Annotated in this window: 30 protein-coding genes and 1 tRNA gene; 2 read left to right on the top strand and 29 right to left on the bottom strand. The window is 64.0% G+C overall.

Annotated elements, in window-relative coordinates:
- Window positions 1–6: 6 nt before the first annotated feature.
- From nuoK to crcB, 14 genes are all read right to left on the bottom strand, one after another.
- Window positions 7–315 (bottom strand): NADH-quinone oxidoreductase subunit NuoK, encoded by a 309-nt coding sequence (gene nuoK, locus K369_RS00820; protein WP_018265958.1) that lies wholly within the window; start codon window positions 313–315, stop codon window positions 7–9.
- 13 nt (window positions 316–328) lie between these two features.
- Window positions 329–931 carry an NADH-quinone oxidoreductase subunit J gene (locus tag K369_RS00815; RefSeq protein ID WP_026191389.1) on the bottom strand — a complete coding sequence of 201 codons (603 nt, stop codon included), beginning with the start codon at window positions 929–931 and terminating at the stop codon, window positions 329–331.
- Between the two features lie 49 nt (window positions 932–980).
- Entirely contained in the window at window positions 981–1,469 is a 489-nt protein-coding gene (gene nuoI, locus K369_RS00810) for an NADH-quinone oxidoreductase subunit NuoI (RefSeq protein WP_018265960.1), read from the bottom strand.
- 12 nt (window positions 1,470–1,481) lie between these two features.
- Window positions 1,482–2,501: an NADH-quinone oxidoreductase subunit NuoH gene (nuoH, locus tag K369_RS00805; protein WP_024879552.1), complete on the bottom strand. Its 1,020-nt coding sequence runs from the start codon at window positions 2,499–2,501 to the stop codon at window positions 1,482–1,484.
- Between the two features lie 10 nt (window positions 2,502–2,511).
- Window positions 2,512–4,575 carry an NADH-quinone oxidoreductase subunit NuoG gene (nuoG, locus tag K369_RS00800; protein ID WP_036286466.1) on the bottom strand — a complete coding sequence of 688 codons (2,064 nt, stop codon included), beginning with the start codon at window positions 4,573–4,575 and terminating at the stop codon, window positions 2,512–2,514.
- 9 nt (window positions 4,576–4,584) lie between these two features.
- On the bottom strand, window positions 4,585–5,889 hold the full coding sequence (gene nuoF, locus K369_RS00795; RefSeq protein WP_036286463.1) for an NADH-quinone oxidoreductase subunit NuoF: 1,305 nt from the start codon (window positions 5,887–5,889) through the stop codon (window positions 4,585–4,587).
- A 7-nt stretch (window positions 5,890–5,896) separates the two neighbouring features.
- The gene (gene nuoE / locus K369_RS00790; RefSeq protein ID WP_036286460.1) at window positions 5,897–6,523 is read right to left on the bottom strand and encodes an NADH-quinone oxidoreductase subunit NuoE; all 627 of its coding nucleotides are present in this window, start codon (window positions 6,521–6,523) and stop codon (window positions 5,897–5,899) included.
- Window positions 6,523–7,713, bottom strand: coding sequence for an NADH-quinone oxidoreductase subunit D (locus K369_RS00785; protein ID WP_018265965.1), 1,191 nt, complete (start codon window positions 7,711–7,713; stop codon window positions 6,523–6,525). The genes nuoE and K369_RS00785 overlap by 1 nt, the downstream gene beginning before the upstream one ends.
- A 73-nt stretch (window positions 7,714–7,786) precedes the next feature.
- Complete coding sequence (locus K369_RS00780; protein ID WP_036286456.1) at window positions 7,787–8,389, bottom strand: NADH-quinone oxidoreductase subunit C; 603 nt, start codon at window positions 8,387–8,389, stop codon at window positions 7,787–7,789.
- A gap of 98 nt (window positions 8,390–8,487) precedes the next feature.
- On the bottom strand, window positions 8,488–9,072 hold the full coding sequence (locus tag K369_RS00775) for an NADH-quinone oxidoreductase subunit B family protein (RefSeq protein ID WP_036286453.1): 585 nt from the start codon (window positions 9,070–9,072) through the stop codon (window positions 8,488–8,490).
- Complete coding sequence (locus tag K369_RS00770) at window positions 9,063–9,428, bottom strand: NADH-quinone oxidoreductase subunit A (protein WP_018265968.1); 366 nt, start codon at window positions 9,426–9,428, stop codon at window positions 9,063–9,065. The genes K369_RS00775 and K369_RS00770 overlap by 10 nt, the downstream gene beginning before the upstream one ends.
- Window positions 9,429–9,623: 195 nt before the next feature.
- Window positions 9,624–10,445, bottom strand: a complete 822-nt coding sequence (locus K369_RS00765; RefSeq protein WP_036286447.1) for an ATP12 family chaperone protein — start codon at window positions 10,443–10,445, stop codon at window positions 9,624–9,626.
- Between the two features lie 30 nt (window positions 10,446–10,475).
- Complete coding sequence (locus tag K369_RS00760) at window positions 10,476–11,573, bottom strand: RluA family pseudouridine synthase (RefSeq protein WP_036286445.1); 1,098 nt, start codon at window positions 11,571–11,573, stop codon at window positions 10,476–10,478.
- Complete coding sequence (gene crcB, locus K369_RS00755; RefSeq protein WP_036286442.1) at window positions 11,570–11,953, bottom strand: fluoride efflux transporter CrcB; 384 nt, start codon at window positions 11,951–11,953, stop codon at window positions 11,570–11,572. Before crcB ends, K369_RS00760 begins: the two co-directional genes overlap by 4 nt.
- Before the next feature lie 246 nt (window positions 11,954–12,199).
- Between crcB and K369_RS00750 the strand changes: the two genes are divergently transcribed.
- Window positions 12,200–12,811, top strand: a complete 612-nt coding sequence (locus K369_RS00750) for a PilZ domain-containing protein (RefSeq protein ID WP_245278043.1) — start codon at window positions 12,200–12,202, stop codon at window positions 12,809–12,811.
- A 106-nt stretch (window positions 12,812–12,917) separates the two neighbouring features.
- Window positions 12,918–12,994: transfer RNA gene (locus K369_RS00745), tRNA-Arg, on the top strand.
- Window positions 12,995–13,276: 282 nt separating this feature from the next.
- Here K369_RS00745 and K369_RS00740 read toward each other — a convergent pair.
- The 15 genes from K369_RS00740 to K369_RS00665 all read right to left on the bottom strand — a co-directional run bounded on the left by K369_RS00740 (window position 13,277) and on the right by K369_RS00665 (window position 24,337).
- Window positions 13,277–13,558, bottom strand: coding sequence for a hypothetical protein (locus tag K369_RS00740; protein WP_051948654.1), 282 nt, complete (start codon window positions 13,556–13,558; stop codon window positions 13,277–13,279).
- Window positions 13,555–15,153: a terminase large subunit gene (locus K369_RS00735; protein WP_036286436.1), complete on the bottom strand. Its 1,599-nt coding sequence runs from the start codon at window positions 15,151–15,153 to the stop codon at window positions 13,555–13,557. The genes K369_RS00740 and K369_RS00735 overlap by 4 nt, the downstream gene beginning before the upstream one ends.
- On the bottom strand, window positions 15,150–15,548 hold the full coding sequence (locus tag K369_RS00730) for a phage terminase small subunit P27 family (protein ID WP_036286433.1): 399 nt from the start codon (window positions 15,546–15,548) through the stop codon (window positions 15,150–15,152). The genes K369_RS00735 and K369_RS00730 overlap by 4 nt, the downstream gene beginning before the upstream one ends.
- A gap of 64 nt (window positions 15,549–15,612) precedes the next feature.
- Window positions 15,613–15,990, bottom strand: a complete 378-nt coding sequence (locus K369_RS25110; RefSeq protein WP_084570374.1) for an HNH endonuclease — start codon at window positions 15,988–15,990, stop codon at window positions 15,613–15,615.
- A gap of 185 nt (window positions 15,991–16,175) precedes the next feature.
- Window positions 16,176–16,607 (bottom strand): hypothetical protein, encoded by a 432-nt coding sequence (locus tag K369_RS00720; protein ID WP_245278042.1) that lies wholly within the window; start codon window positions 16,605–16,607, stop codon window positions 16,176–16,178.
- A 24-nt stretch (window positions 16,608–16,631) separates the two neighbouring features.
- On the bottom strand, window positions 16,632–16,889 hold the full coding sequence (locus tag K369_RS00715; protein WP_036286427.1) for a hypothetical protein: 258 nt from the start codon (window positions 16,887–16,889) through the stop codon (window positions 16,632–16,634).
- A gap of 2 nt (window positions 16,890–16,891) precedes the next feature.
- Window positions 16,892–18,487: a phage major capsid protein gene (locus K369_RS00710; protein WP_084570373.1), complete on the bottom strand. Its 1,596-nt coding sequence runs from the start codon at window positions 18,485–18,487 to the stop codon at window positions 16,892–16,894.
- A complete protein-coding gene (locus K369_RS00700; RefSeq protein ID WP_084570372.1) occupies window positions 18,484–19,758 on the bottom strand; it encodes a phage portal protein in 1,275 nt (424 codons plus the stop codon). The genes K369_RS00710 and K369_RS00700 overlap by 4 nt, the downstream gene beginning before the upstream one ends.
- A 304-nt stretch (window positions 19,759–20,062) precedes the next feature.
- The gene (locus K369_RS00695; protein ID WP_051948649.1) at window positions 20,063–20,479 is read right to left on the bottom strand and encodes a single-stranded DNA-binding protein; all 417 of its coding nucleotides are present in this window, start codon (window positions 20,477–20,479) and stop codon (window positions 20,063–20,065) included.
- Window positions 20,476–20,934 (bottom strand): hypothetical protein, encoded by a 459-nt coding sequence (locus tag K369_RS00690; protein ID WP_156967624.1) that lies wholly within the window; start codon window positions 20,932–20,934, stop codon window positions 20,476–20,478. Before K369_RS00690 ends, K369_RS00695 begins: the two co-directional genes overlap by 4 nt.
- A 2-nt stretch (window positions 20,935–20,936) precedes the next feature.
- Window positions 20,937–22,568, bottom strand: a complete 1,632-nt coding sequence (locus K369_RS00685) for a YfjI family protein (protein WP_245278041.1) — start codon at window positions 22,566–22,568, stop codon at window positions 20,937–20,939.
- Window positions 22,568–22,876, bottom strand: a complete 309-nt coding sequence (locus tag K369_RS00680) for a hypothetical protein (RefSeq protein ID WP_036286413.1) — start codon at window positions 22,874–22,876, stop codon at window positions 22,568–22,570. Before K369_RS00680 ends, K369_RS00685 begins: the two co-directional genes overlap by 1 nt.
- Complete coding sequence (locus K369_RS00675; RefSeq protein WP_156967623.1) at window positions 22,873–23,490, bottom strand: hypothetical protein; 618 nt, start codon at window positions 23,488–23,490, stop codon at window positions 22,873–22,875. The genes K369_RS00680 and K369_RS00675 overlap by 4 nt, the downstream gene beginning before the upstream one ends.
- Window positions 23,424–23,729: a hypothetical protein gene (locus K369_RS00670; protein WP_036286408.1), complete on the bottom strand. Its 306-nt coding sequence runs from the start codon at window positions 23,727–23,729 to the stop codon at window positions 23,424–23,426. Before K369_RS00670 ends, K369_RS00675 begins: the two co-directional genes overlap by 67 nt.
- Window positions 23,730–23,776: 47 nt before the next feature.
- On the bottom strand, window positions 23,777–24,337 hold the full coding sequence (locus K369_RS00665) for a MerR family transcriptional regulator (protein ID WP_036286405.1): 561 nt from the start codon (window positions 24,335–24,337) through the stop codon (window positions 23,777–23,779).
- Window positions 24,338–24,346: the final 9 nt, after the last annotated feature.

Raw genomic sequence — 24,346 nt, 5'->3', positions numbered from 1 at the left:
CGGCGCTCAGCCCTTCAGAGAGTTGATGTCCTCGACCGCGATCGTGCCGCGGTTGCGGAAATAGGTGACGAGAATGGCGAGGCCTATGGCCGCCTCCGCCGCCGCCACCGTGAGGATGAACAGGGCGAAGACCTGGCCGGTCAGATCGCCGAGCGAGGCCGAGAAGGCCACGAGGTTGATGTTCACCGCCAGCAGGATCAGCTCGACCGACATCAATATGATGATGATGTTCTTGCGGTTGAGAATGATGCCGGCGACGCCGAGCGTGAACACGATCGCCGAGACGACGAGATAATGGGTGAGGTCGACGACCATTGCTGCGATCCCCTCAGACGCCCGCCCGCGAGGGCACTTTCTTGATCTCGATGACATTGTCGCGCGTGCGCGCGTTCTGCTCCTCGATCTTCTGCCGCTTGACGCCGGGACGGTGATGCAGCGTCAGCACGATCGCGCCGATCATGGCGGTGAGCAGCACCAGGGCCGACGCCTGGAAGAAGAGGAAATATTTCGTGTAGAGCACCTGCCCGAGCGCGGCCGTGTTGGAGACGCCGGCGACGATCGGCGCCGCAGCGGCCTCTTTCGCGCCGGGCGCGCTCTGCCAACCGAGCGCGAGCAGGCCGAGCTCGCCGAGCACCACGGCCCCGACCGCCGCGCCCACCGGCAGATGCTTGCTGAAGCCCTGGCGCAGCTCGGCGAAATCGACGTCCAGCATCATCACCACGAAGAGGAACAGCACAGCGACCGCGCCGACATAGACGACGACGAGGATCATGGCGAGAAATTCGGCCCCGGCGAGCAGGAAGAGCCCCGCGCCATTGACGAAGGCGAGGATGAGATAGAGCACCGAATGAACCGGATTGCGCGAGACGATCACCGCGAAAGCCGATGCGATCAGCACCGCCGAGAAAAGATAGAAGAATGCCACAGCCACTTTGTCGTCCTCTCTCGAGCGTCTCGTTGCGTCCGGCTCGCGTTGCTTCTCAGCGATAAGGGGCGTCGAGCGCGATGTTGCGCGCGATCTCGCGCTCCCAGCGCGCGCCATTCTCGAGCAGGCGCTCCTTATTGTAGTAGAGCTCCTCGCGCGTCTCGACGGCGAACTCCTGGTTCGGCCCCTCGACGATGGCGTCCACCGGGCAGGCCTCCTGGCAGAAGCCGCAATAGATGCATTTCACCATGTCGATGTCGTAGCGCGTCGTGCGGCGGGTTCCGTCATTGCGGCGCGGGCCGGCCTCGATGGTGATGGCCTGCGCCGGGCAGATCGCCTCGCAGAGCTTGCAGGCGATGCAGCGCTCCTCGCCATTGGGATAGCGGCGCAGCGCATGCTCGCCGCGAAAACGCGGCGAGATCGGGTTCTTCTCATGCGGATAGTTGAGCGTCGCCTTCGGCTTGAAGAAGTAGCGCATCGACAGGAAGAAGGCGGCGATGAACTCGGCGAGGAAGAGCGACTTGGCCGCAGAATCGAGCTTCATGACGTCACTCCCTTAGTTCGCGCCCGCCGAGCCGGCGAATTGCAGAATGCCGGCGACGACGATGACCATGACGAGCGAGATGGGCAGAAACACCTTCCAGCCGAGCCGCATGAGCTGGTCGTAGCGATAGCGCGGCACGAAGGCCTTCACCATGGCGAAGAAGAAGAAGAAGAAGGTGACCTTGAGAACGAACCAGATCACGCCCGGTATCAGGGTGAAGGGCGCGATATTCACCGGCGGCAGCCAGCCGCCGAAGAAGAGGATCGTCAGCAAGGCGCACATGGTCAGGATCGCCACATATTCGCCGAGCATGAACAGCATGTAGGGCGTCGCCGAATATTCGATCATGAAGCCGGCGACCAGCTCCGACTCGGCTTCCACCAGATCGAAGGGCGGGCGGTTCGTCTCGGCCAGCGCCGAGATGAAGAAGATGATGAACATCGGCAGCAGGCGCAGCCAATACCAGCCGAGAATGCCATATTGCGAATCCTGCGCGCGCACGATCTCGGTGAGATTGAGCGAGCCGGCGCAGAGCAGAACGGTGATGATGACGAAGCCGATCGAGACTTCGTAGGACACCATTTGCGCGGCCGAGCGCAGCGCCGACAGGAAGGGATATTTGGAGTTCGACGCCCAGCCGGCCATGATGATGCCATAGACGCCCAGCGAGGAGATGGCGAAAATATAGAGAATGCCGACATTGAGATCGGCGACCGCCCAGCCGTCATTGACGGGGATGACCGCCCAGGCGGCGACGGCGAGCATGGCCGTGACGAAAGGCGCGAGCAGAAACACGCCCTTATTGGCCGTGTCCGGGATCACCGGCTCCTTGAGCACGAATTTGAGCATGTCGGCGAAGCTCTGGAGCAAGCCCCAGGGTCCGACGACATTGGGTCCGCGGCGCAGCTGCACGGCGGCCCAGACCTTGCGGTCGATGTAGATCGCATAGGCGAGGTAGACCAGCAGAACGACCGTCAGAACGACGCTCTTCACGATGATCAGGAGAAGGTTCAGCAGCCAGCCGTCGATCACGTCCTTGCTCCTATTCCGCCGCTTGCTTCAGTCGATCCAGCGCCAGCGCCGAACATTCCGCCATTGTGGCCGAGGCGCGCGCGATCGGATTGGTGAGATAGAAATCCGTGATCGCAGGCGCGAAATCGTCCTTCCACGCGGTCGCCGGCTGCAACGCCACCGCCTCGAGATCGGCCGCCGAGGTGGAGCCGATCTGATCGAGCCGCAGAAGATGCGGATGCGCCTCGCCGAGCTTGGCGCGCAGCTGCTTTTGCGAATCGAAGGGCAGAGGCGCGCCGAGAGCGCCCGAGAGCGCGCGCAGTATCGCCCAATCCTCGCGGGCGTCGCCCGGCGGAAAGGTCGCGCGCAGCGCCTCCTGCACACGGCCTTCCGTGTTCACATAGAGGCCGAATTTTTCCGTATAGGCCGCGCCCGGCAGAATGACGTCGGCGCGATGCGCGCCCTTGTCGCCATGCGTGCCGATATAGACGACGAAGGCGCCCGGCTCGATCGCGATCTCATCGGCGCCGAGATTGAAGACGAGATCGAGCGCGCCGGCCTTGGCGATTTCCGCCGCATCGAGCCCGCCCTGCCCCGGCGTGAAGCCGAGATCGAGCGCGCCGACGCGGGACGCCGCCGTATGCAGCACGCTGAAGCCGTTCCAGCCTTCCGACAATCCGCCATGCTTCTTGGCGGCCTGAGCGGCGAGCGCCAGAATGGCGCGGCCGTCGGGACGCGCCAGCGCCCCCTGCCCGATCAGCACGAGGCGCTTGGCGGAGCCTGTCGGCGCGCTTTCGACGAAGCGCGCCAGAGCGTCGGGGCCAGCGCCGAGATAATCGTAATCATAGGTCAGATCGGCCTTTTCACCGATCAGCGAAATGTGGAAATCGCCCTTCAGCCAGCGCTTGCGGATGCGCGCATTGAGCACGGGCGCTTCCTTGCGCGGATTGGAGCCGATGATCAGCAGCGAATCCGCCTCGTCGACGCCGGCGATGGTGGCGTTGAAGAGATAGGAGGCGCGTCCAAAGCGCGGATCGAGCTTGGCGCCGTCCTGACGCGCGTCGAGATTGGCGCTGCCGAGCCCCTCGACGAGGAGCTTCAGCGCGTAGATTTCCTCGAGCGCGGCGAGATCGCCGACGAGCGCGCCGATCTTCTCGGCCTTCGTCGCCTTGGTCTTGCCGGCGACAGTGGCGAGCGCCTCCTGCCACGTCGCGGGACGCAGCCGGCCGTTCTCACGAATATAGGGACGATCGAGGCGTTGCGCCTTCAGACCATCCACGACCTGGCGGGTCTTGTCGGAGATCCACTCCTCATTCACCGCCTCGTTGAGACGCGGCAGAATGCGGATCACCTCGCGGCCGCGGGCGTCGACGCGGATCGCCGAGCCCAACGCATCCTGCACGTCGACGGTCTCGGTCTTCTGATACTCCCACGGACGAGCGCGGAAATTCTGCGGCTTGGGCAGAAGCGCGCCGACGGGACAGAGATCGGTCACATTGCCCTGCAGCTCCGACTTCATCGCCGTCTGCAGATAGGTGGTGATCTCCATATCCTCGCCGCGGCCGATTGCGCCCATGTCGCTGGTGCCGGCGATCTCCGCCGTGAAGCGCACGCAGCGGGTGCAATGGATGCAGCGGGTCATCGCCGTCTTGACGAGCGGACCGATATATTTGTCCTCGACCGCGCGCTTGTTCTCGGCGTAGCGCGAGCTGTCGCCGCCGAAGGCGAGCGCCTGATCCTGCAAGTCACACTCGCCGCCCTGATCGCAGATCGGACAGTCGAGCGGATGGTTGACGAGCAAAAACTCCATCACGCCTTCGCGCGCTTTCTTCACCATCGGAGTCTTGGTGAAGACTTCCGGCGGCGCGCCGTCTGGGCCGGGACGCAGATCCTTCACGGCGACGGCGCAGGAGGCCTGCGGCTTGGGCGGGCCGCCCTTCACCTCGACGAGGCACATGCGGCAATTGCCGGCGATCGACAGACGCTCATGGAAGCAGAAGCGCGGCACCTCGGCGCCGGCCTCCTCGCAGGCCTGCAGCAGCGTATATTCGGCCGGAACGTCGACCTCGACGCCATCGACGAGAATTCTGGTCATTGGAATGCCTTACTCCGCCGCCACGCGCACCGGATCGGGATGCGGATTGGCCGCATAACGATCGATGCGCTTCTCGATTTCGCCACGGAAATGATTGATGAGACCCTGGATCGGCCAAGCCGCCGCGTCGCCGAGCGCGCAGATCGTGTGTCCCTCGATCTGCTTCGACACGTCGAACAGCATGTCGATCTCGCGCTTGTGAGCGCGGCCTTCCGCCATTCGGGTGACGACGCGCCACATCCAGCCCGTGCCTTCGCGGCAGGGCGTGCATTGGCCGCAGCTCTCATGCTTGTAGAAATAAGAGATGCGGGCGATGGCGCGGATGATGTCGGTCGACTTGTCCATTACGATGACCGCCGCCGTGCCGAGGCCCGAGCCGAGCTTGACGAGGCTGTCGAAGTCCATCGGACAGTCGAGGATCTGATCCGCCGGCACGAGACGCACCGAGGAGCCGCCGGGAATGACGGCGAGAAGATTGTCCGAGCCGCCGCGCACGCCGCCGCAATGGCGGTCGATCAGCTCGCGGAAGGGAATGGACATGGCCTCTTCTACATTGCACGGCTTGTTCACATGGCCGGAGATGGAGAAGAGCTTGGTGCCCGTGTTGTTGGGCTTGCCGATGCCGGCGAACCAGCTCGCGCCGCGACGCAGGATCGTCGGCGTGACGGCGATGGATTCGACATTATTGACCGTCGTCGGGCAACCGTAGAGGCCGACATTGGCCGGGAACGGCGGCTTGAGGCGCGGCATGCCCTTCTTGCCTTCGAGGCTCTCGATCAGCGCCGTCTCCTCGCCGCAGATGTAAGCGCCGGCGCCGTGATGGACATAGAGATCGAAGGGATAGCCGTGAATATTGTCCTTGCCGATGAGGCGCGCCTCATAGGCCTCGTCGATCGCCTTCTGCAGCGCGACGCGCTCGGCGATGAACTCGCCGCGCACATAGATATAAGAGGCGTGCGCGCCCATGGCGAAGGAGGCGATCAGCGCGCCTTCGATCAGCGTATGCGGATCATTGCGCATGATCTCGCGATCCTTGCAGGTGCCCGGCTCCGACTCGTCGGCGTTGATGACGAGATAGGACGGACGCAAGGGATCCGGCGTCTTGGGCATGAAGGACCATTTGAGACCGGTGGAGAAGCCGGCGCCGCCGCGACCGCGCAGCCCCGAATCCTTGACCTCTTGAATGATCTTGTCGCGACCGAGCTCCAGCAGCGCCTTGGTGTTGTCCCAGGCGCCGCGCGAGCGGGCTCCGGCGAGGCTCTTGTCGCCTATGCCGTAGAGATTTGTGAAGATGCGGTCTTTGTCGGCGAGCATTGGTCGTTCACTCCGCCTGCGCTTTGGCGCCGTCGCCGTAGAAAGAAGTGAGGCTCGTCAGCGCGCCTTCCGGCTCCGAGGAGACGCGGCCCGTCTGCGAGCCGATCTTCACCGGCCGGCCGGCGGCGAGATCGTCGAGCAGCTTCTCGAAATTCTCGGCCGTCAAATCTTCGTAATAGTCGTCGTTGATCTGCACCATCGGCGCATTGCAGCAGGCGCCGAGGCACTCGACCTCGAGCCAGGAGAACAGCCCATCGGCGCTCACATGGCGCTGCGGGCCGACGCGGCGCTCCAGCACGGCGATCAGCTCGTCGGAGCCGCGCAGCATGCAGGGCGTCGTGCCGCAGAGCTGGATGTAGAATTTGCCGACCGGCTCGAGATTGAACATCGTGTAGAAGGTCGCGATCTCGAGCACGCGGATATAGGGCATGCCCAGCGTGTCCGCGACTTTCTCGATCGCCTTTTGCGGCAGCCAATAGTCGTTCTGCTTCTGCGCCTGCCACAGCGCCGGCACGACCATGGAGGCCTGACGGCCGTCGGGATATTTGGCGATCTGCGCCTCGAGCCACGCCTTGTTCTCGGGCGTGAACTCGAAGCTCGCGGGCTGCTCTTCGGCGAGACGACGTATGGACATCAGCGATCGACCTCCCCGAAGACGATATCGAGCGAACCAAGGATCGCCGAGACGTCGGCGAGCAGATGGTCCTTGCAGAGAAAATCCATGGCTTGCAGATGCGCGAAACCCGGCGCGCGCAGCTTGCAGCGATAGGGCTTGTCGGTGCCGTCGGAGACGAGATAGACGCCGAACTCGCCCTTGGGGGCCTCGACCGCCGCATAGACCTCGCCGGCCGGCACCTTGAAGCCTTCCGTGTAGAGCTTGAAGTGATGGATGAGCGCTTCCATCGAGCGCTTCATCTCCGCGCGCGGCGGCGAGCAAATCTTATTGTTCACCGTCGCCACCGGGCCGCGATTCTCGGCCTTCAGCAGCTTATCGACGCATTGCTTCATAATATAGGTCGACTGGCGCATCTCCTCCATGCGGATCACCGCACGGTCGTAGCAATCGCCATTCTTGCCGACGGGAATGTCGAACTCCATCTCCTCATAGCAGTCGTAGGGACGCGCCTTGCGCAAATCCCAGGGCGCGCCGGAGCCGCGCACCATCACGCCGGAGAAGCCGAATTTCCACGCGTCCTCGAGCGAGATGACGCCGATGTCGGCGTTGCGCTGCTTGAAGATGCGGTTGCCGATGAAGAGCTCGTCGAGATCCTCGAGGACCTTCAGGAACGGGTCGCAGAATGCGCCGATGTCCTCGACCAACCGATCCGGCAGATCACGGGCGACGCCGCCCGGACGGAAGTAATTGGCGTGCATGCGCGCGCCGCTCGCCCGCTCATAGAAGACCATGAGCTTCTCGCGCTCCTCATAGCCCCAGAGCGGCGGCGTCAGCGCGCCGACGTCCATAGCTTGCGCGGTGACGTTGAGGAGATGCGAGAGAAGTCGGCCGATCTCGGCGTAGAGCACGCGGATCAGCTGGCCGCGACGCGGCACCTCGACCTCGAGCAATTGCTCGATCGCGAGACAGAAGGCGTGTTCCTGATTCATCGGCGCGCAATAGTCGAGCCGATCGAAATAAGGCACGTTCTGCAGATAGGTGCGGGCCTCCATCAGCTTCTCTGTGCCGCGATGAAGGAAGCCGACATGCGGATCGCAGCGCTCGACCACCTCGCCGTCGAGCTCGAGGATCAGGCGCAGCACGCCATGCGCGGCCGGATGCTGCGGGCCGAAGTTGAGATTGAAATTTCGCAGGCTCTGGTCGTTCATCGTGACAGTCCCAGGCGGTGGAAGAGCGAATAGCGAGGCTGGCGAAGCGCGCCGATTTTCATGACGGGCGCTCTCACTTGCTCGCCTTCTCGTCGCCGGGGAGATCGTATTGCACGCCCTCCCAAGGCGAGAGGAAATCGAACTTCCGATATTCTTGGGTGAGGTTCAGGGGCTCATAGACGACCCGCTTGCGCTCGTCGTCGTAGCGCACCTCGACATAGCCGGACATCGGGAAATCCTTGCGCAGCGGATGACCGTCGAAGCCGTAGTCGGTCATGATGCGGCGAAGGTCTGGATGGCCGTCGAACAGCACGCCGAAGAGATCATAGGTCTCGCGCTCGAACCAGTCCGCCCCCGGATAGAGGCTGGTCAGCGAGGCGACGGGCGTCGCCTCGTCGGTCTGCGTCTTCACGCGGATGCGCTGATTATGCTTGGGCGAGAGGAGGTGCAGCACGACGTCGAAGCGCAGATCGCGCTCCGGGTAATCGGCCGCGGTGATGTCGGTGAAGCTGACGAAGAGGAATTCGGGTTCGTCGCGCAGCACGCGCGCGGCGTCGAGCCAGCGCGAACGCTCCACTTCCACGGTGAGCTCGCCATAGGCGATCTTGAGGCCCTTCACCACGCCCGGCAGGGCCGCGGCGACCTTCTCGCCGAGCTTTTCGAGTTCCGCGCTCATTTCTCACCCTCGCGTCACGGAAAGCCGGCGGCTGTTCGCGCGTCGGCTCGCATCGCATTCTTCATTCTTGCGCGCTCCCCTGGAGAAGCGCGAACCGATCACCGCTCGATCGTGCCGCTCCGGCGAATCTTCTTTTGCAGAAGCAGGACGCCATAGACGAGCGCTTCGGCCGAAGGCGGACAGCCGGGGACATAGATATCGACGGGAATGATTCGATCGCAGCCGCGCACCACCGAATAGGAATAGTGGTAATAGCCGCCGCCATTGGCGCAGGAGCCCATGGAAATGACGTAGCGCGGCTCCGGCATCTGGTCGTAGACCTTGCGCAGCGCCGGCGCCATCTTATTGGTCAGCGTGCCGGCGATGATGATGACGTCCGACTGGCGCGGGCTGGCGCGCGGCGCGAAGCCGAAGCGCTCGAGATCATAGCGCGGCATGGCCGCCTGGATCATCTCGACCGCGCAGCAGGCGAGGCCGAAGGTCATCCACATCAGCGAGCCGGTGCGCGCCCAATTGATGAGATCGTCGGTCGCGGTGACGAGAAAGCCCTTGTCGGCGAGCTCGTCATTGAGGCCGAGATAGAATGGATCGTCCGCGCCCACCGGCTTGCCGGTGCGCGGATCGACGAGACCCTTGGCGGAGGGCGCGACGAGAGCCGGGCTCTCGCGAGTGATCAATCCCATTCGAGCGCTCCCTTGCGCCATTCATAGACGAAGCCGACGGTCAGCACGCCGAGGAAGAACATCATCGACCAGAAGCCGAAGCTGCCCGCCTCCTTGAAGGCGACCGCCCAGGGAAAGAGAAAGGCGACCTCGAGGTCGAAGACGATGAAGAGCAGAGCGACGAGATAGAAGCGCACGTCGAATTTCATGCGCGCGTCGCCGAAAGGATTGAAGCCGCACTCATAGGCGGAGAGCTTCTCCGGGTCCGGCGCCTTGAAGGCGACCAGGAAGGGGAGAACCAGCAGCGCGCCGGCGATGATCGCCGCGAGGGCGATGAAGATCACGAGCGGCAAATATTGTTCGAGCAGGCTCGGCATGGCGATGTCCGACTTTTGCGGCGGGGGCGGCGATGTGACGCGGGGCGGGAGCCCCGGGCGCCGTCTGACCGCGCGTTCCGTAACCCAGCGTATAGGTCAAAGCAAGAGCCGAGCGCGTCTTTACCGAAGGGATTGGACGCGCGGACCTTACGCCCGCCCGCGCCCGGCGGAAAAATACCCGTCGGCGCCCATCGATCAGGCGGCGCCGCTGAAGAATTCGATGATCCGCGCGGCGGCCTTCATCTCCGCGAATCGCCGCGTCCGCCTTTCCATGGCCTCGTCGTCGGCGCCCCAGGCCTTGATCTGATGGTCCTCATCGACATGAGCGGCCGCCCAGGCGGCGTCCGCATCCATCTCGCCCAGCGCCACGGCGAGCGCGATGAGGCAGGAGCCGGTGAGCGTCGTCATGGCGTGGAGCGCCGCGAGACGGAAGGGGGCGTGCGCCCCCTGCCCCGCATAGGCGCGCACGGCCTCCGCCACCGCCGCAGTGGCCTCATGGGCCTGCGAGACGAACATCACGCCCGAGGTCACGGCGAGCTCGGCGCCGAGCCGCTGCTTGGCGAAGGCGAGCAGCGGATCCCAGGCCGCCGCTTGCGCCGCGGCGAGGCCGGCCGGCTCGTCGGCGCGATAGCTCACGAGGTCGGAGCCCGCATATTTGGCGACGTCGGCGGCGACCTCCTCGAGCCGGTCCGCGACCCCGTCGATCGCCGAATTAACCAGTCTCGTCAAAGGCATGGATGTGGGATTGAGCCTTTCGCCCTGCGCACCCCATTCCTCGGCCAGCGCCGAGGTCAAGGGCGAGGACGGGGTCGTCAATATTCGCCGCGCCGGCGTCTTGACCGTCCGCCCGTCGAGCAGGACGGCATAGCCGCCATCGGCCTCGCCGACGGCGGCCGATTGGTAGAATCGCTTCGGCAGCTCCGGCCTCGCGCCCCTCTGCACTGCATTGCGCAGCGGATTGCGCTCCTCATCGGGCACGAAAAGGCCGTCGGCGAGATTTTCGCTTTCATGGGACATGGGAGCTCTCCTCGGGCGTGTCTCGCGGGCTCACGCGTCTGGCGCGGACAATATGGGATCGTCCTGCCCCACATCGAAGCCGAAAAACGCCCAGCTATTCTTCATATGCGGCGGCAGCGGCGCGGTGACGTCGAGCGTCCCGCCCTTGGGATGCGGCAGAATAAGCCGCCGCGCCAAAAGATGCAGCTTGGGCTCGAGCTCCGCGGGCATGGCGCGCATGGGATCGCGGCGGCGCACCTCGTCTTCCGGGCGATGGCCATATTTGGGATCGCCGAAAATCGGGCAGCCGATCGCCTCCGCATGGGCGCGGAGCTGATGCGTGCGGCCGGTCAAAGGCTTCATCGAGAGCCAGGCGCAGCGCGGCGCCGCCTTGTCGACGATGGCGTAATAGGTCAGCGAATGCTGCGCCCCCTCGTCGCCATGGCGGGCGACGCGCATTTTCTCCCTTGCGTCGGCGGGGTCGGCGGCGCGCCGCTCGCCGCTGCGGCGGGAGCGCTCATCGACCATATCCGCGCCCTTGGCGAGATAGAGCGAGACGCGGCCCTGCGCCGGCTTCGGCACGCCCTCGACCAGCGCCCAGTAGATTTTATGCGCCTGCCGCGAGCGAAAGATTTCCCCGAGATCGGCGGCGGTGCGCCTGTTCTTGGCGATCAGCAGCACGCCAGAGGTGTCGCGATCGAGCCGATGCACCAGCACCGGCCGCTTGTCGCCCACCGCCAGCGATTCGAGCATTCCGTCTATATGCCGCTTCATGCCCGAGCCGCCCTGCACGGCGAGGCCATAAGGCTTGTTCAGAACAAGGAGATGCGCGTCCTCGAACAAGGTCATCTCGGCGAGCGCGCGAGCATCCTCCGGCCGCGCCCGCATCACCGCCGGCGCCGCGACCGTCTCCAGCTTGAGCGGCGGCACGCGAATCTTCTGATTCTGCTCGAGCCTCGTGGAGGTGTCGACACGCTTGCCGTCGACGCGCACCTCGCCCTTGCGGCAGATTTTGGCGAGATGCGACAGGGCCAGCGCCGGAAAGCGCCGCTTGAACCAACGGTCGAGCCGCAGTCCCGCCTCGTCCTCGTCGACGATCAGCGTCTGCACGGGCGTCGATTGCGGCGCCTGCGCCGCCTCCCCGGTCATGTCAAAGCCCTCACCAGATAAAGTCCGAGGAATAGGCCTATGATCGACAGCCCCACCGAGCCGCCCACATAGAGCCCGGCGGCGAGCGTGTCGCCGCGCTCGATCAGAGTGGCCGCATCCAGCGAGAAAGCGGAGAAGGTCGTATAGCCGCCGAGCACGCCCGTGGTCACGAAGAGCCGCATCGGCTGCGACCAGCCCGCCCCCGCCTTGAAGGCGAAATAGCCGGCGGCGAGGCCCATGATGAAGGAGCCGCTGACGTTTATGAGGAAAACGCCCCAGGGGAGCTGCGCGCCGAGCCAGCGCTGGCACGAAGTATTGACGATATGCCTCAAGGTCCCGCCCAAGCCGGACCCCAGAAAGATGAGAAGAAGCGCGCGCATGCGCGCCTTCTAGCGCAAGCGGGCGGCGACGTCACGGGAGCCCGACGCCATCAAATTGCGCAGCTTCGATTCAAGCCCGATTTACGTATTGCCGCTAACATGCGTAAGCTAGCCCCGACAGCTGTATCGCCGTCACGCAGAAACTATTGAGACTAAATAATATTCTACGGTCGTTATGCGGCCGCAACTCGTCTGCGCCCCAGTCCATGCGCGGCTGGCGAGCGCCGCGCATGTGGAGCGACGGCCGTGAGACGACCAGATTTGCGCCCCAAAATCGGGGCGGAGCAGCGCGCCGCCGAGACGATCGCCGAGCCGCGCTTCGACGGCCGCTTCAGCGTGCCGCCCGACCAGCGCCGCTACGCCTGCCGCACCATCGACATGTCGGCGGACGTTGTCGCCTTGCGCAGCGACTTCCGGCCCGCCGTCGGCGACCGCATCGCGCTCGATCTCGACCGCTGGGGCCGTTTCGACGGCGCGGTGATTCGTCTCTTCGAGGGCGGCTTCACCGTGGACCTCGAGATCGCGGATCAGCCGCGCGCCCATGTGGCGATGCAATTCGCCTGGCTGACGCGACACGCCGCGCCGAACGCCCCGCATTGCCGCGATCACGAGCGTCTGCGGCCCAAGCGCCGCTTCACCACCTTCACCGTGGCGCAAGTGACTCTGCCCTGCGAGATCGTGGATCTCTCGCGCAGCGGCGCCTCGCTGCGGACGGAGGTGCAGGTCCCCCCGGGCGAGAAGATCACGATCGGGAAGCGGACGCAGGCCGAGGTCATTCGCCAGACCGACGATGGGTTCGCGGTCCGCTTCCGCCGTCTGTTGCCTCTCGAGATATTCGACGAAGACATAGACCTGTGAATCACCGCCCAAATCGGGCGAAAACGTCGAAAGCCGCGTGAAAAGGCCGTCCTGCCCGATTGCAGGCCCCGCCCGCATGCGATAGTGAAGACGCAGAAGCCTCAACGCGCCCGTAGCTCAGCTGGATAGAGCGCTGCCCTCCGAAGGCAGAGGTCAGGGGTTCGAATCCCTTCGGGCGCGCCAGTAAATCAAGCACTTACGACGACAAGCCGCCAAGTCCGGCAAATCCGGTCACCAATAGGTCACCACGGCAAGGAAGGTCACAGGCGGCGGTGACAGTTGTAACCATATGGGGACGACTGGCGCTGATGGTCACCACGGCAAGGAAGGTCACAGGCGGCGGTGACCGCTGAAAATTTTCTGAAAACGCTCGTTTGGCGAACTGACAAAACTGACGAAACCTCGCGGCGGCAAAAGTGCGTTTTCGCGCCTCCCCCTTGCGACACTTGCGACGTTTGCGACGGTTCATCCGTCCCGCGCCATCGCGGCGAAGACTTCAGCCGCGAGCCCTTCGGCGAGGTCCGGCGGGAGGACAGCGGCCGGAAGCCATCGGCCGTCGGGAGCCCTGAAGCATGGCGCCTCACATGCCAGCCCGCCGCCCGGCCGCTTCACCACCTTCACGCCCTGTAGCAGGATCACGACGCCCGCGATCTCGACCTCGACGACGGCCATTGCGACCAGCTTGTCAGAGCCGGCGATCCGGTCGACGAATTGGACGGTGACAACGGCCTCGGTCGTGTCGCTCATACGAAGAGAAACCCGTCCGGCCGCTCGCCGGTCTCATAAACGCTCGGCCCGGCGTCATCATTGGACGCGACCGAGACGGCGATAGCGCAGGCGACCGCGCCGTCGATTCGCTCCCGCGCTTTCCCCTTCGTGAAGAGGCGGTTGCCGGCGCGATCGGTCTCGACGACGACGTTATCGAAACACCACCTGAGAACCGGGTGGCCGCCATGCTGGAATTGCCGCCCGACGATCGCGCGCTCGAGTTCCTTGATCGCCGGCGCCATCGTGACCCATCCTTGGCGAACCTCGACCGCGGGGAAGCCGTCTTCGGCGAGGTTGTTGAGCGTCGAGCGCGCAAGGTGCGGGTCGAGGCCGATCTCCTGGACGTTGAACCGGCCGCAGAGATCCCGGATGCAATCTTCAACGGCCCGGAAGTCGACGACGTTTCCGATCGTCGGCTCTATGTGTCCCTCGTCCGCCCATCGGACATAAGGAACCGCGTCGCGATCCTGCCGGCCCCTGAGATTGTCGCCGGGGCAAAAGAATTGCGGCATCACGGCGTAACCGTCACCCACGCGCCAGAGCGCCACCACGACGGTCAAATCCGAATTGCTGGACAGGTCGACGCCAACGTAACAGGGCTCGCCGGCAAGCGCCTCGAGGTCGAGCGGTTCCCCGCCCTCGTCATAGATCGCCATATCGACGAACGGATCTACAGAATGGTCCAGCCAAACATTCAAGTGCAACTGCTTGAACGCCTCCCGATCGGCCGGGCGCGCCTCGGCCTCGAGGGCGAGCTGGCGCAGCCCCTGGATATCGGGGAAGCCTTGGGCGAGGCCGGGATTAGCTCGGTGCCAAACCTCTTCGTCCCGCCAATCCGCGTCCGCCGCCGTCTCGAATAGAATCGGCAGAGTTCCGGGGTCGTCTATCTCTCCGCGCGCCACGCGCCGCGCGTAGTCGACGATTTCGTGAGCGACGTTTTGCTGGCCTCGGCCCGCCGTCGTGATGACGACGAGCAGCGAGCCGGGCGTCTTCACCAAACCCGTGCGGAGAACATCCCACAGGTCCCGTTTGGGCCATGCGTGGAGCTCGTCGACCAGTGCGAAGGTCGGCGTGCTGCCATGCTGGCGCGCCGCGTCGCATGAGATCGCGCGAAGGCTTGCGCCGCTCTTCGGATGTTCGATCCTGTGGCGGTAATCGATGAAGCGGAGCGCCTTCTCTATGCGCTCGTCTTCGCGGCAGATACCGGCGGCCTCTTCGAAGGCAATGCGCGCCTGTTCGCGATCCGACGCCGCGAAGAGCGCCAGGCCGCCCGGCACGCGCTCGGGACCGATGGCGTGTAGCAGGCCGAGCCCCGCGCCGAGCGAGGTCTTTCGGTTGCCGCGAGGTAGCAGCATGACGACATTGCGGACGATGCGCCGACCGTCAGCGTGGCACGGCCCGTAAATGCGCCGGACTATGCGCTCTTGCCAATCCGTGAGATCGAAGGCGCGTTTCGGAAGGCGGCTCTTCGGGTGGCGCAGGCGACGCAGGAAGCCGACAGCGCGCTCGCCATGGCCGAGAGGATCGGCGATCGGCGAGCCGTCGAAAATCCATTCGGGATAGGTCGAGGTCACAGGTCGAGGTCCGATAGGTCGTCGTCATCCTCGGCGATCGGCGCCTTGTTCCGGCTGGCGGGCGTAAGGCCGAGTTCCGCCGCGAGCCGGCGCGATTCCGTGAGCGCCTGAAACAGCGTTTGATGCGCTGGATGGCGCTTCTTCTCTCCGCGCGTCGTCTCGATCATATCGCCCTCGGCCGCGATGATCTTTTGCGAAGATCGGACAAGGCCGCAAGCGAGGCAGTAGGCTTCCAACACCTGCAAATCTTGCCGCGTGATCGTCTTGCGCTCCCGCAGGCCCGGAACCACGCGCCGCCACTCCGATTTTGCCTCGGAAGGCAACCACGCGGGCGCCGGCGGGAGACGAGAGAGGCCCCCGGCAATGGCCTCGAGTTTCGGCTTTGCGCCCCTCATATAAAGTTTCCTTTATGTGTGTTTGCTCAATTGTCGTCTATCGGGAGCGAGCCTCCTCAGTCGGTCACGCGCCGCCAGCTCGACCTCGGACCCCGCCCCCCGGCCTCGGCCTGAACGCGCCGTCGTGCGTCGCCGTCTTGCGGTCGTGACAGGGCTTGCAGAGCGGTTGCCAGTTCGATCGGTCCCAGAACAGCGCGCGGTCGCCTTTGTGCGGTCGGATGTGGTCGACGACGGTTGCGGGCGCTCCGCAGTGTGCGCAGTTCGGATGCGCCTCGAGGAATTCAGCCCGAGCCTTGCGCCAGTCGCCGCCGTAGCCGCGTTCGCCTGCGTTCGGTCTCCGCTCGTCGGCGCGCGCCTTCGACTCCTTGGCGCATTCGGGACAGCGCGGGCCGGCGAAGAGCTTGCGATGGTGCGGACAATGGCGCGGCGCAACGTAAGGCATTTTCGATCCCGTGAATGAAGCGCGGCTTTGCGCGATTGAGCGGTATGAAACCCATCACAAGGCCGGAGGCCCGCATCGCGCTTTTCGTTTTTCGGCTAGCCGTTTCGCCGTCAGGATTTGCCTCCGAAGATGTTGCGATGCGCGCCAGTTCATCCGTGGTCGCGCATCGCTGCCATTGCTGGCAATTACGAAGTCGCCTGCGTCACCGGCGCGATGTGAGAATGCGACAGCACGGCCGAAGCCGAGAACAGCGCAGCGCTCGCATTGTTCGCGGGCGTGATCGTCAGGCGCGTGTATCGCTTGTTGCCGACGTAGCCGAGCTTTCGAACCTGATTGTCCGAGTCATACTGAAAGCTCGCCGCAGCCTCGGGCGCCGTCCCGCTCGTCTGAGAGATCATGTCCGCGTCCGCCACGGCCGCAGCGTCGGACAGATTCGCGGCGTCGCCTTCCTCGAGCAGCGCGACGAAGGTCGCATCCGCGTCGGCGATGGAGCCCAGATTGATGATGTAGGTCACTGCGTCATAGCCGAGCCGGTCGATGATCTGCCCGACCTGCGCCGTATTGTCGGCGACGGATATCGGCGAGATAACCCGCTTCAGTTGAATGTTATTCGTCATGTCGCGCATTGGCGATGTCTCCAATCAATACCAGCCGACGACGGTCGCCGTCGTGCCGGTCGAAAGAATTCTCACGCCGCGGAAGGGCAGGATTTGCCCTTGCGTGAGCGTGTATGTGATGTCGGTTCCGCCCTCGTCGCGGATCGCCACGTCGCCCGCGACCTTGCAAAAGATCGCGCGCGGCTTGACGGCGAGGTCGGTCGAGTCCGAAGGCGTGACAGCGAAGTGTCGCGTCGCAACGTCAGACAAGCCCGGCTGGAATGATGCGAAGGTGTCGCTCATGTTCAGCTCGTCGCGATCTTCAGCTTGCGGATCGCCTCGGCGCGAACCACGGCGCCGCCGACGCGGCGGCGAGCATGGAAGCGCGTGAGGCCCGAGGTCGCGACGGAATACGGATCGCGCAACAGCGATAGGTTCACGCGATCGTAAATGCGATAGGCCGCCGTGAAGTCGCCGAAAGCGATCGGATATGCGTTGCCGGCGACCGAGGGCATGTCAACGGCCTCCACCACGGGACGGCCGAGGATCATTTCCGGCTGGCCCGCGATAAGCGCGGGTTGCCACAAATATTGCCCGTTCCCGTCTTTGAGCTTTCGCACGGCCGCGAGCGTCGAGCCGTTCATCATCCATGTGCCGCGCTGGCGATAAGCGGGCGCGAGAGCATAGAATAGGTCGATCAGGCCGTCCGTCTTCACGGCGCTGGCGTCACCGCCGGCCGTATAGCCGACATTGGTGTCGGACATGAAGCCGAGCGGCTTCTTCACGCCGTCGCCCGACACGAAGGCGAGCCCTTCGATACGGCCGAATTCTTCGGAGAGATCGAATGCAACTTCGGCGGCGATATCGACGGCCGCGTCCTCGAGCAATTTGTTGCTGACGTCGACGTAACAGGCCGCCTCTTCGATATCGATTTCGATCTGGCCATAGGCCGAGCCCGTCGCCGATCGCGTTTCCGTCTCGCCGGTCCAGGTGGCCGTAGGCGCGCCCGTGCGGCGGGGAACAATCACGCTGCCGCTCGACGTGGCGCCGACGCGCGCGGCCTGCCGAACCGGCGAGAACTGGACGATATTCTTGTCCACTTCCCGCGAGAATTCAGCCGGTGCCAGATAGCCGCCGGCCGTGTCGTCCGAGACGCGAAGGCTCTTGATCTCGGTATGGTCGAGCGCTTCACGGCCGCGGCGGATGAACGTCGAGAAAGCCTTCGTCTCGATCGCCGTGGCGTCCTCTTTCGGAGCGGGGCCGCCGGGGCGTTTCAATTTCAATTCGAAAGCATCCGCGCGCTTCTCCGCATCGGCGAGCTTCTTCTCGATCTCGTCGAGCTTCGCGCTCTTCGATTCGAGCGCTTCGATCTTCTCATTGATCGCCTTCACGTCCAGCTCGTCGACTACGTCGTCGTTTTCCATTTTTGCACCTTTTATGTTCGTGACCTTCGCCTTGTCGTTGGCGGCGAGCGTCACGACAGAAATCTCGCCGAGCCATGCAGTCTTGATCGTGCGGACGCCGCGCGCATCGCGTGTCGCGGCGATTGTGCGGAAGCCGATCGAAAGGCCCTTGATCGCCCCCGACTTAATGAGGGAATGCGCCTCGGCGCCGCGGCGGACGTTCAAGTCGAGACGGCCCTTGATATGCAGGCCTGCGGGCGTCTCATAAAGCGCGTCGATAGCGCCGATCGGCTCGGCCATGTCGTGTTGCCAGAGCAGCGCGGGCCACGTGCCGGCGGCCTTATGCTCGGCGAGCGACGCAGCGAATGCGCCAGGCGCGATGATGTCGCCGGACGAGTCGACGTTGCCATATGCAGCCGCGAGCCCTTCAAACGCGCCGGTATCTTCGCCGCTGACGAATTTGAATTCGAGCCTGTGGTCTTTGGTTTCGAGAGTCATAGCGTCGGCTCCTGCGTCTGTTGCTGCGGAGCCGGCGTCGCGTCGAGCGGAAGCACCTGGACGGAACGCATAGGCTTGTCGCCGCCGGCGACAGGCGGGAGACCTTCACGCCCGCGCGCCTCATTGAGCGTCAGCACGCCCGACTCGATTCCCGTCTTCAGCGCCGCGAAGCGCTTATCGAGATCGGCGCGCACGAAATTCTGCGTGCAAAATTCGATGCAATATCCGGCGTCGCGCTCTTCGTCAGTGAGAAGCGTTCTTTCGAGCGCGTCTTCAAAAAGCTCCAAGATCGGCGATATCGTGCGGTCGAGGAATAGTTGCGCCAGCGCGGCGGAATTGTTCAACGTCGCATGTTCGAGATCGTTCAACAGCACGGCGGGGATATTCAGCAAGCGCGCGATTTCGAGCGTCTGGAATTTCCGCAGTTCGAGAAACTGAGCGTCGACCGACGATAGTTGAAGCGGGGTGAACTTTGATCCCTGCTCGAGGATTGCAGTCCGTCCGGCATTGCCAGTGCCGCTGTAGATGTTCGAGAACGAGTCGCGAAGGCGAGCCATCGTCTCAGTCGTCAGCTTGCCAGCGATCTCGAGAACGCCGCCGGGGCGAGCGCCGCGGGAGAATAGGCGCGTCGCATGGCCCTCGAGGACGAGCGCCAAGCCGATCGCTTCAGCGCCGAGATTGATGAGGCCGAGGCCCTTCGCGCCGTCGAGCGTCGGGCCGCGCAAATGGACGATATCGCGATAGCTAAATGTCTCGACTCCGCCCTGTTGCAGCGCGACGCTATACGACGGCTCGCCGGTCACGATGTCGACGACGATGTTACAGCTACGCGGGTCGATGCGAGGCAGCTCGCGGGGCTCGCCTCTGACGCGATTGACCAGCGCCAAGCCGTCGCCCCATATGATCGCATCGGCGACAAGCTGGCGCTTCCACTCGGACTCGCCGAGCCATGGGACGGGGCGCTCGAGAACGCGGGCGACGGGATGGTCGCGCGGCTCGACCTTCTCTCGGCCGGTCGCCGCCTCGCGGTATAGTTCTACGTCCAGCGTCGCGACGGCTTCCGAGATTAGCCGGACGCCAGCGGCGACAGCCGGGACGCGCAAGGCCGTGAGGGCGTCGACATGCAAGCCGGAGCCGGACGCAGGCACGCCGAAAATGTCCAGCGCCGCCGGTGACGACAGCGGGACATTCAGCGCCTTGGCGGCGAGATGAACCACGCGGGATTTGAAGTTCTCGAGCATCGCGAGCAGTTCACCGCGCGCGCGAGGCATAGGTCAACAGCTCGGACTAAAGTAGTTTTTCTGGAATATTCTGGAATGCGCGCAATTATGATTGGTTCAGCGTTCGGTCAACCAATCTCGCCCCGTCTTTCTCCAAATCTCTGGCGAAAGAGCGCGCGGCTTCATAGCTCTGCCCAGTCCACACGGTTGCGGATAGATCGCCCTCCTCGTAATCGAGCCAGAATATCGTCGCCCCGATCGGGAATTCATTGCTTCTCGTCACAGTGCCGCAGTCGAGAATAACTCGTGGGCGGACGGTAGGTTTGAAAGGAATAACTGTCATTTGGGTGCCTCTTCAAAAGGGGATTGCGTCGCCGAAATAATCTTCGCCATTGCCGGCATGTCGGGAGAAGCCGCGATCGGCCGGCGCGGGGCGCTGCGGCTCGGTCTTCTCTTTCTTCGTGCGCGGCTTCGCGGCCGGGCGCAGCGCCAGCACGCTATCGGCGAACACGGTGAGATTGACACGCGCCTCGCCGCCTTCGGGCGTCCATAGCTCGGCCCTCATAGAGCCCTGGACGGATAGCGCGTCGCCGTCCGCGAGCCGCAACAGTTCGGCGCCAGCGCTTTCGGAAAAGCACATGACCTTCCACCACTGCGAACCGTCTCCATCCTTTGCGCGGATGGTGGCGACGACGAAGGGCTTGCCGGCCTTGGATGTCTTTTGCTCGGGCGCGCGGTAGAGCGTCCCGGATACGAGAACATGCGCGGTCAATGGCGTGTCCTTCCTCGAGGTAGGTGAATCGTGATCTCTTCGCCGGTCATGGCGGATCGGATGACGAGCGAGCCGGAGGGCTCATAGGGCGAGGCTCGCCACCAGTCGTGGCGATCGGCGTTCTCCCGCGCCATCGCGTCTAGCCGGCGGGCGACGGCCGCCTCGGGCGACTCCGGCTCTTCAACCACTAAACGAACGGCAGGCTCGGGAGAGGGAGCGCGCGCGACGAAATTTTCTGAGAAAGCGCCCTTTGGCGAACTGACAAAACTGACGAAACCTCCCGAGGCCGCTTCGGCCGGCCTCGAAATTTTCTCGGAAATGCTCATTTGGCGAACTGACAAAACTGACGAAACCCCTCGGACGTGGGTTTTGTCAGTTTCGTCAGTACCGCAGACGGGCGTTTCCGCGATTTTTTCGTCCGCCTCGGCGTAGGCGAGAGACAGCCATCTTCCCATCTTCATCCCTCAACTTTTAAGCGAGGATTCCAGATATATGAGACGGTCGGACGGCCTCCGTTCGACGAGGGTGACGCGGGAGCCTCCCGGCAATAACCGGCGGTCATAAGCAGGTCGATTGCGGATGCGACGGAATCCCGATCCGCGATCCCCGCCCATGCCTTCCGTTGCACGTCCCGCGCCGTGAACAGCTCCGGCAACTGCGCCCGGCGCTCGGCGATCAGCTTCGCGCCGTTCTCCACTGCAACAGCCCCGGCCGAATATAGACGGTTCGCATGGCTGCGCAGATAGTCCGCAAAGTCGAGGGCTCTCCCCGTCGCCTCAGCGCCGATCGCATCACGTCCGCCGTCGACAAGATGGAAGATCAGCGCCAGCGACGCGACCGTCTTCGGCATTTTGAGAAGATGACTTTCGAGGGCGGACGGGAGCTTGCCGGAACGCGCCTCCGTCTGAAGCTCCGTCATCCATTGCCGGAACATATCCTGAGCCTTGGCGTTGAAGCCGAAGACGGCCGGATCGGCGCAGCTTTTCGCAAAGTCGTGGAGATCGCGGAACGCCTCATCATATCGATCTCGAGCCTGCGCGCTTGGGCTGCGGTCGGTCCAGGTCCATGCGGAGAGATCGTCGGGCCACACCACCAGTTGAAGACGTTGAATCAATCCGTCGTCGCGCTCGCCGGTCATAGCGCCCTTGACGAGAGGCGCGATGCGCGCCGGCTGAACGCCGCCGATCATGGACAATGTGGCGCTTGCGATGTGGATCGTCCCGCGGCCGATGCGGTCATAGGTAAATGCGCCATCGCCGTTGAACGCCTCGAGGTAGAAGGCGCGTTCGGACTGGAATTCTTCCGACTCCATGCGGGCGAGGAAGCCCGGCAATTCGTCGCGGATCAGCAGCAGCCCGCGCGGGTTTTCGTTCAGCAGTTCGCCGAGCTTTTCGACCGTCGCATCATTGACGATCAGCCGCGGGCAAGGCGCATCCTCTTCGTCGCCTTTCGAATGTTCCGCCAGCAGGCGCTTGGCTTCTTCGCGGTCTCCGGCCTTGACCGCCTTCGCGGCTTTCTTGCGCGCATCGGCCGCGTCGAGATCGGACAGCGCATCCTCGATATCGGCCTCGCGCTGCGCCGTCTCCCATTCCTTGCGCAGAGTGTCCTGCAACGCATAGACCGGCGCGAGAGCCGAGCGCATCGCCGGGGACTTCATCGCGCTCGGCCGGCCGACGATCGCGCCCCACAAATTCGGGACGACTTCCCAGTCGTCATGCTGCTTCGGGCGGACGCGGGAGGCGTTGCCGATAATCGATGCGAGGCCGCATAGCGCCGCCACAGCCGCGAAGTCAGGCGGCGCCTGTTGGCGGTCGGCAACATCCGTCACATAGTCGCGGATCGCCTCGGGCAATAGATCAGGGTCGAGCGGTGCGACGCGCGGGAGAGACGATTCGATCGGCTTCGGCGCGGGCCAGGACGCGCTCGGCAACGTGGCCGGCCGTCCATCGGCCCGCGCCGCCGGCTTCGACAATTTGAAAGCTTCCGACGCGGCGCTCTTCTTCTTCTCCGCGTAGTTTCGATATTCCTCCGCCGACCATGCGTTTCGCTGCTCTTGCGTCCAGGTTTCGAATCCGACAGGTCCAGCCATCAAGCGGCCTCCCCATCGATGATGTCGCGAAAAGCAAGAGTCGCCGCGCGGGCGTGTGCGGCGAAGCGCTGGACGTGGTAGCGGCCGGCGATGATGTTCTTGTCGCAGATTGCATCCGCAGCAACCGCCGCCTCGCGCGCGGCCTCGTCGAGACTAACGACGATGAAGCTCAGCGATCCGATCAGTTCGGCGATCTCCATTTTATCCTTGCATTTGTTGGCATCCATGGTGATATGCAGATCGTGGTTATCGATGATTTCTGCGCCGCCGACTGTGCAAGAGTTGGCGGCGTTTTCGTGAATGTTCATGCACGCCCCCTGAAGGAAATGACGCGACGCTCGGCGCGGCGCTCGAGTTCAGCGATGATCCAGGCGCGGCCGCCGGCCGTGAGCCAGCTCGTCACAGTCTCGCGCTCGAACGTCGGAACAGGCTCGCGGTCACCAAAAATCTGCAACCAGACGAGCCCGCCGAAATAGGCCGTGAAGCGAGCGAGGTCGTTTTGCACACGTCGCCGAAGCCGATAGCGGTAGCGATATTTCGGCGCGACGAGATCGATCACCTGATACGCCGTCATCGGGGACGGCGACTCGGTCAGGAGCGAACCGATCGGGTAATAGGACGCGCCCGGCGGAAGCGACGGATCAGGCGCGCGTGTGAACGAATATTCCTCGCGCGATTCTGCGAACTGGCGTGCTTGCGCCTGCCGATGAAAGGCTGCGAGCAATTGCTCGAGGGCGCCATCTTTCTCGGCGCCTTCTTCGTCGAGGATTTGCGCGGCGACTTTTATCGCGGCGATGTGCCGGCTGCGGTCGACTTCGACGAGCAGCTTCAGCAGGTGGTCGAAGGTCTCGCTTTTCATTGCGCCGCGCCCTCCGTGTCGGACGTGCTGCTCTTCAGTTTGCCGAGGCGCGCGAGCGCCCATTCATCGGCGGTCTGCGTCGGATAGAGCGGCGTGCAACTCGGCTTGTAGAAAGGCGGCCCGCCGCCAACGCTGCGCCACTTCGCCAATGTCGCCGGCGCGACCTTCCATCCGAATTTTAGCGACAGATACTCGGACAACTCGGAGCCGGTGAGATTCGGCTTACGCAAACGCACGGGAAGGTCGACGGGCAGGCAAAAGCCTCCCGTTCCCGCCGAAGCGGGTTGAATTTCGTTCGCCATCTGTGTGGTCTCCTACGGAAAGGAAGTCGCCGTCTCACGACGGGCGATTAGGAGGTGTCGGAGGTGCGCCTCTCGATGTGGACGAGCGAGCGCGGCGAAGCCCGGCGCGCGAACTCGTGCCCGATCTCTTCGAGGACTAGGACTTTCACAGCTCCGTAGAGCTTTTCGGGCGTCGCAGACGGAATAGCGTCGGTCGCAGACGAGACGACCTCGGACGTTCCGTCGGCCCAGATTATTAGGTCTCCCCCTGCAATGACCCGCGAGCGGCTAAGGGCAATGCTTCGCGCGTAGGATGCGCCGTGCATCGCGAAATATTCCGCGTCATCTCCCTCGATTGCCCCCGGCCGGCTCAGGGCGTGCATGATGATCGCCGCAGGAACGAAGGGGACCCAGCTCTTGGCCGACTCGAGGCTCATGCCGGCGTCAGAGCACATTTTGAGAGTCAGCATGTCCGCGAGGTCATGCAGGTCGAAACGGGCGTGCCCGTCTCGCTTCGGCATAATTTCACGACGGCGCCAGTCGCGTTGCAGAGCGACCGAAACGCCTGTGATGTGTTCCGCCTCGGAGGGCGTGAAGACCGAGAAGGTCGAGTTGAAGGTGAAACTCATTTCGTGATA

It is taken from the genome of Methylosinus sp. PW1 (genome assembly GCF_000745215.1).
Taxonomy (GTDB): Bacteria; Pseudomonadota; Alphaproteobacteria; order Rhizobiales; family Beijerinckiaceae; genus Methylosinus.
The sequence above is the reverse complement of the archived record's forward strand: the minus strand, read 5'-3'. Positions and strand labels throughout refer to the sequence as shown.

What these genes read in the sequence shown, in the direction of transcription:
- nuoK (WP_018265958.1), bottom strand. Translation starts at nt 315, where the DNA reads ATGGTCGTCGACCTCACCCATTATCTCGTCGTCTCGGCGATCGTGTTC.
- nuoI (WP_018265960.1), bottom strand. Translation starts at nt 1,469, where the DNA reads ATGAAGCTCGATTCTGCGGCCAAGTCGCTCTTCCTCGCCGAGTTCATC.
- nuoG (WP_036286466.1), bottom strand. Translation starts at nt 4,575, where the DNA reads ATGACCAGAATTCTCGTCGATGGCGTCGAGGTCGACGTTCCGGCCGAA.
- nuoF (WP_036286463.1), bottom strand. Translation starts at nt 5,889, where the DNA reads ATGCTCGCCGACAAAGACCGCATCTTCACAAATCTCTACGGCATAGGC.
- nuoE (WP_036286460.1), bottom strand. Translation starts at nt 6,523, where the DNA reads ATGTCCATACGTCGTCTCGCCGAAGAGCAGCCCGCGAGCTTCGAGTTC.
- K369_RS00785 (WP_018265965.1), bottom strand. Translation starts at nt 7,713, where the DNA reads ATGAACGACCAGAGCCTGCGAAATTTCAATCTCAACTTCGGCCCGCAG.
- K369_RS00780 (WP_036286456.1), bottom strand. Translation starts at nt 8,389, where the DNA reads ATGAGCGCGGAACTCGAAAAGCTCGGCGAGAAGGTCGCCGCGGCCCTG.
- K369_RS00775 (WP_036286453.1), bottom strand. Translation starts at nt 9,072, where the DNA reads ATGGGATTGATCACTCGCGAGAGCCCGGCTCTCGTCGCGCCCTCCGCC.
- K369_RS00770 (WP_018265968.1), bottom strand. Translation starts at nt 9,428, where the DNA reads ATGCCGAGCCTGCTCGAACAATATTTGCCGCTCGTGATCTTCATCGCC.
- K369_RS00765 (WP_036286447.1), bottom strand. Translation starts at nt 10,445, where the DNA reads ATGTCCCATGAAAGCGAAAATCTCGCCGACGGCCTTTTCGTGCCCGAT.
- K369_RS00760 (WP_036286445.1), bottom strand. Translation starts at nt 11,573, where the DNA reads ATGACCGGGGAGGCGGCGCAGGCGCCGCAATCGACGCCCGTGCAGACG.
- crcB (WP_036286442.1), bottom strand. Translation starts at nt 11,953, where the DNA reads ATGCGCGCGCTTCTTCTCATCTTTCTGGGGTCCGGCTTGGGCGGGACC.
- K369_RS00740 (WP_051948654.1), bottom strand. Translation starts at nt 13,558, where the DNA reads ATGAGCGACACGACCGAGGCCGTTGTCACCGTCCAATTCGTCGACCGG.
- K369_RS00730 (WP_036286433.1), bottom strand. Translation starts at nt 15,548, where the DNA reads ATGAGGGGCGCAAAGCCGAAACTCGAGGCCATTGCCGGGGGCCTCTCT.
- K369_RS25110 (WP_084570374.1), bottom strand. Translation starts at nt 15,990, where the DNA reads ATGCCTTACGTTGCGCCGCGCCATTGTCCGCACCATCGCAAGCTCTTC.
- K369_RS00720 (WP_245278042.1), bottom strand. Translation starts at nt 16,607, where the DNA reads ATGACGAATAACATTCAACTGAAGCGGGTTATCTCGCCGATATCCGTC.
- K369_RS00715 (WP_036286427.1), bottom strand. Translation starts at nt 16,889, where the DNA reads ATGAGCGACACCTTCGCATCATTCCAGCCGGGCTTGTCTGACGTTGCG.
- K369_RS00710 (WP_084570373.1), bottom strand. Translation starts at nt 18,487, where the DNA reads ATGACTCTCGAAACCAAAGACCACAGGCTCGAATTCAAATTCGTCAGC.
- K369_RS00700 (WP_084570372.1), bottom strand. Translation starts at nt 19,758, where the DNA reads ATGCCTCGCGCGCGCGGTGAACTGCTCGCGATGCTCGAGAACTTCAAA.
- K369_RS00690 (WP_156967624.1), bottom strand. Translation starts at nt 20,934, where the DNA reads ATGGGAAGATGGCTGTCTCTCGCCTACGCCGAGGCGGACGAAAAAATC.
- K369_RS00685 (WP_245278041.1), bottom strand. Translation starts at nt 22,568, where the DNA reads ATGGCTGGACCTGTCGGATTCGAAACCTGGACGCAAGAGCAGCGAAAC.
- K369_RS00680 (WP_036286413.1), bottom strand. Translation starts at nt 22,876, where the DNA reads ATGAACATTCACGAAAACGCCGCCAACTCTTGCACAGTCGGCGGCGCA.
- K369_RS00675 (WP_156967623.1), bottom strand. Translation starts at nt 23,490, where the DNA reads ATGGGCGCTCGCGCGCCTCGGCAAACTGAAGAGCAGCACGTCCGACAC.
- K369_RS00670 (WP_036286408.1), bottom strand. Translation starts at nt 23,729, where the DNA reads ATGGCGAACGAAATTCAACCCGCTTCGGCGGGAACGGGAGGCTTTTGC.
- K369_RS00665 (WP_036286405.1), bottom strand. Translation starts at nt 24,337, where the DNA reads ATGAGTTTCACCTTCAACTCGACCTTCTCGGTCTTCACGCCCTCCGAG.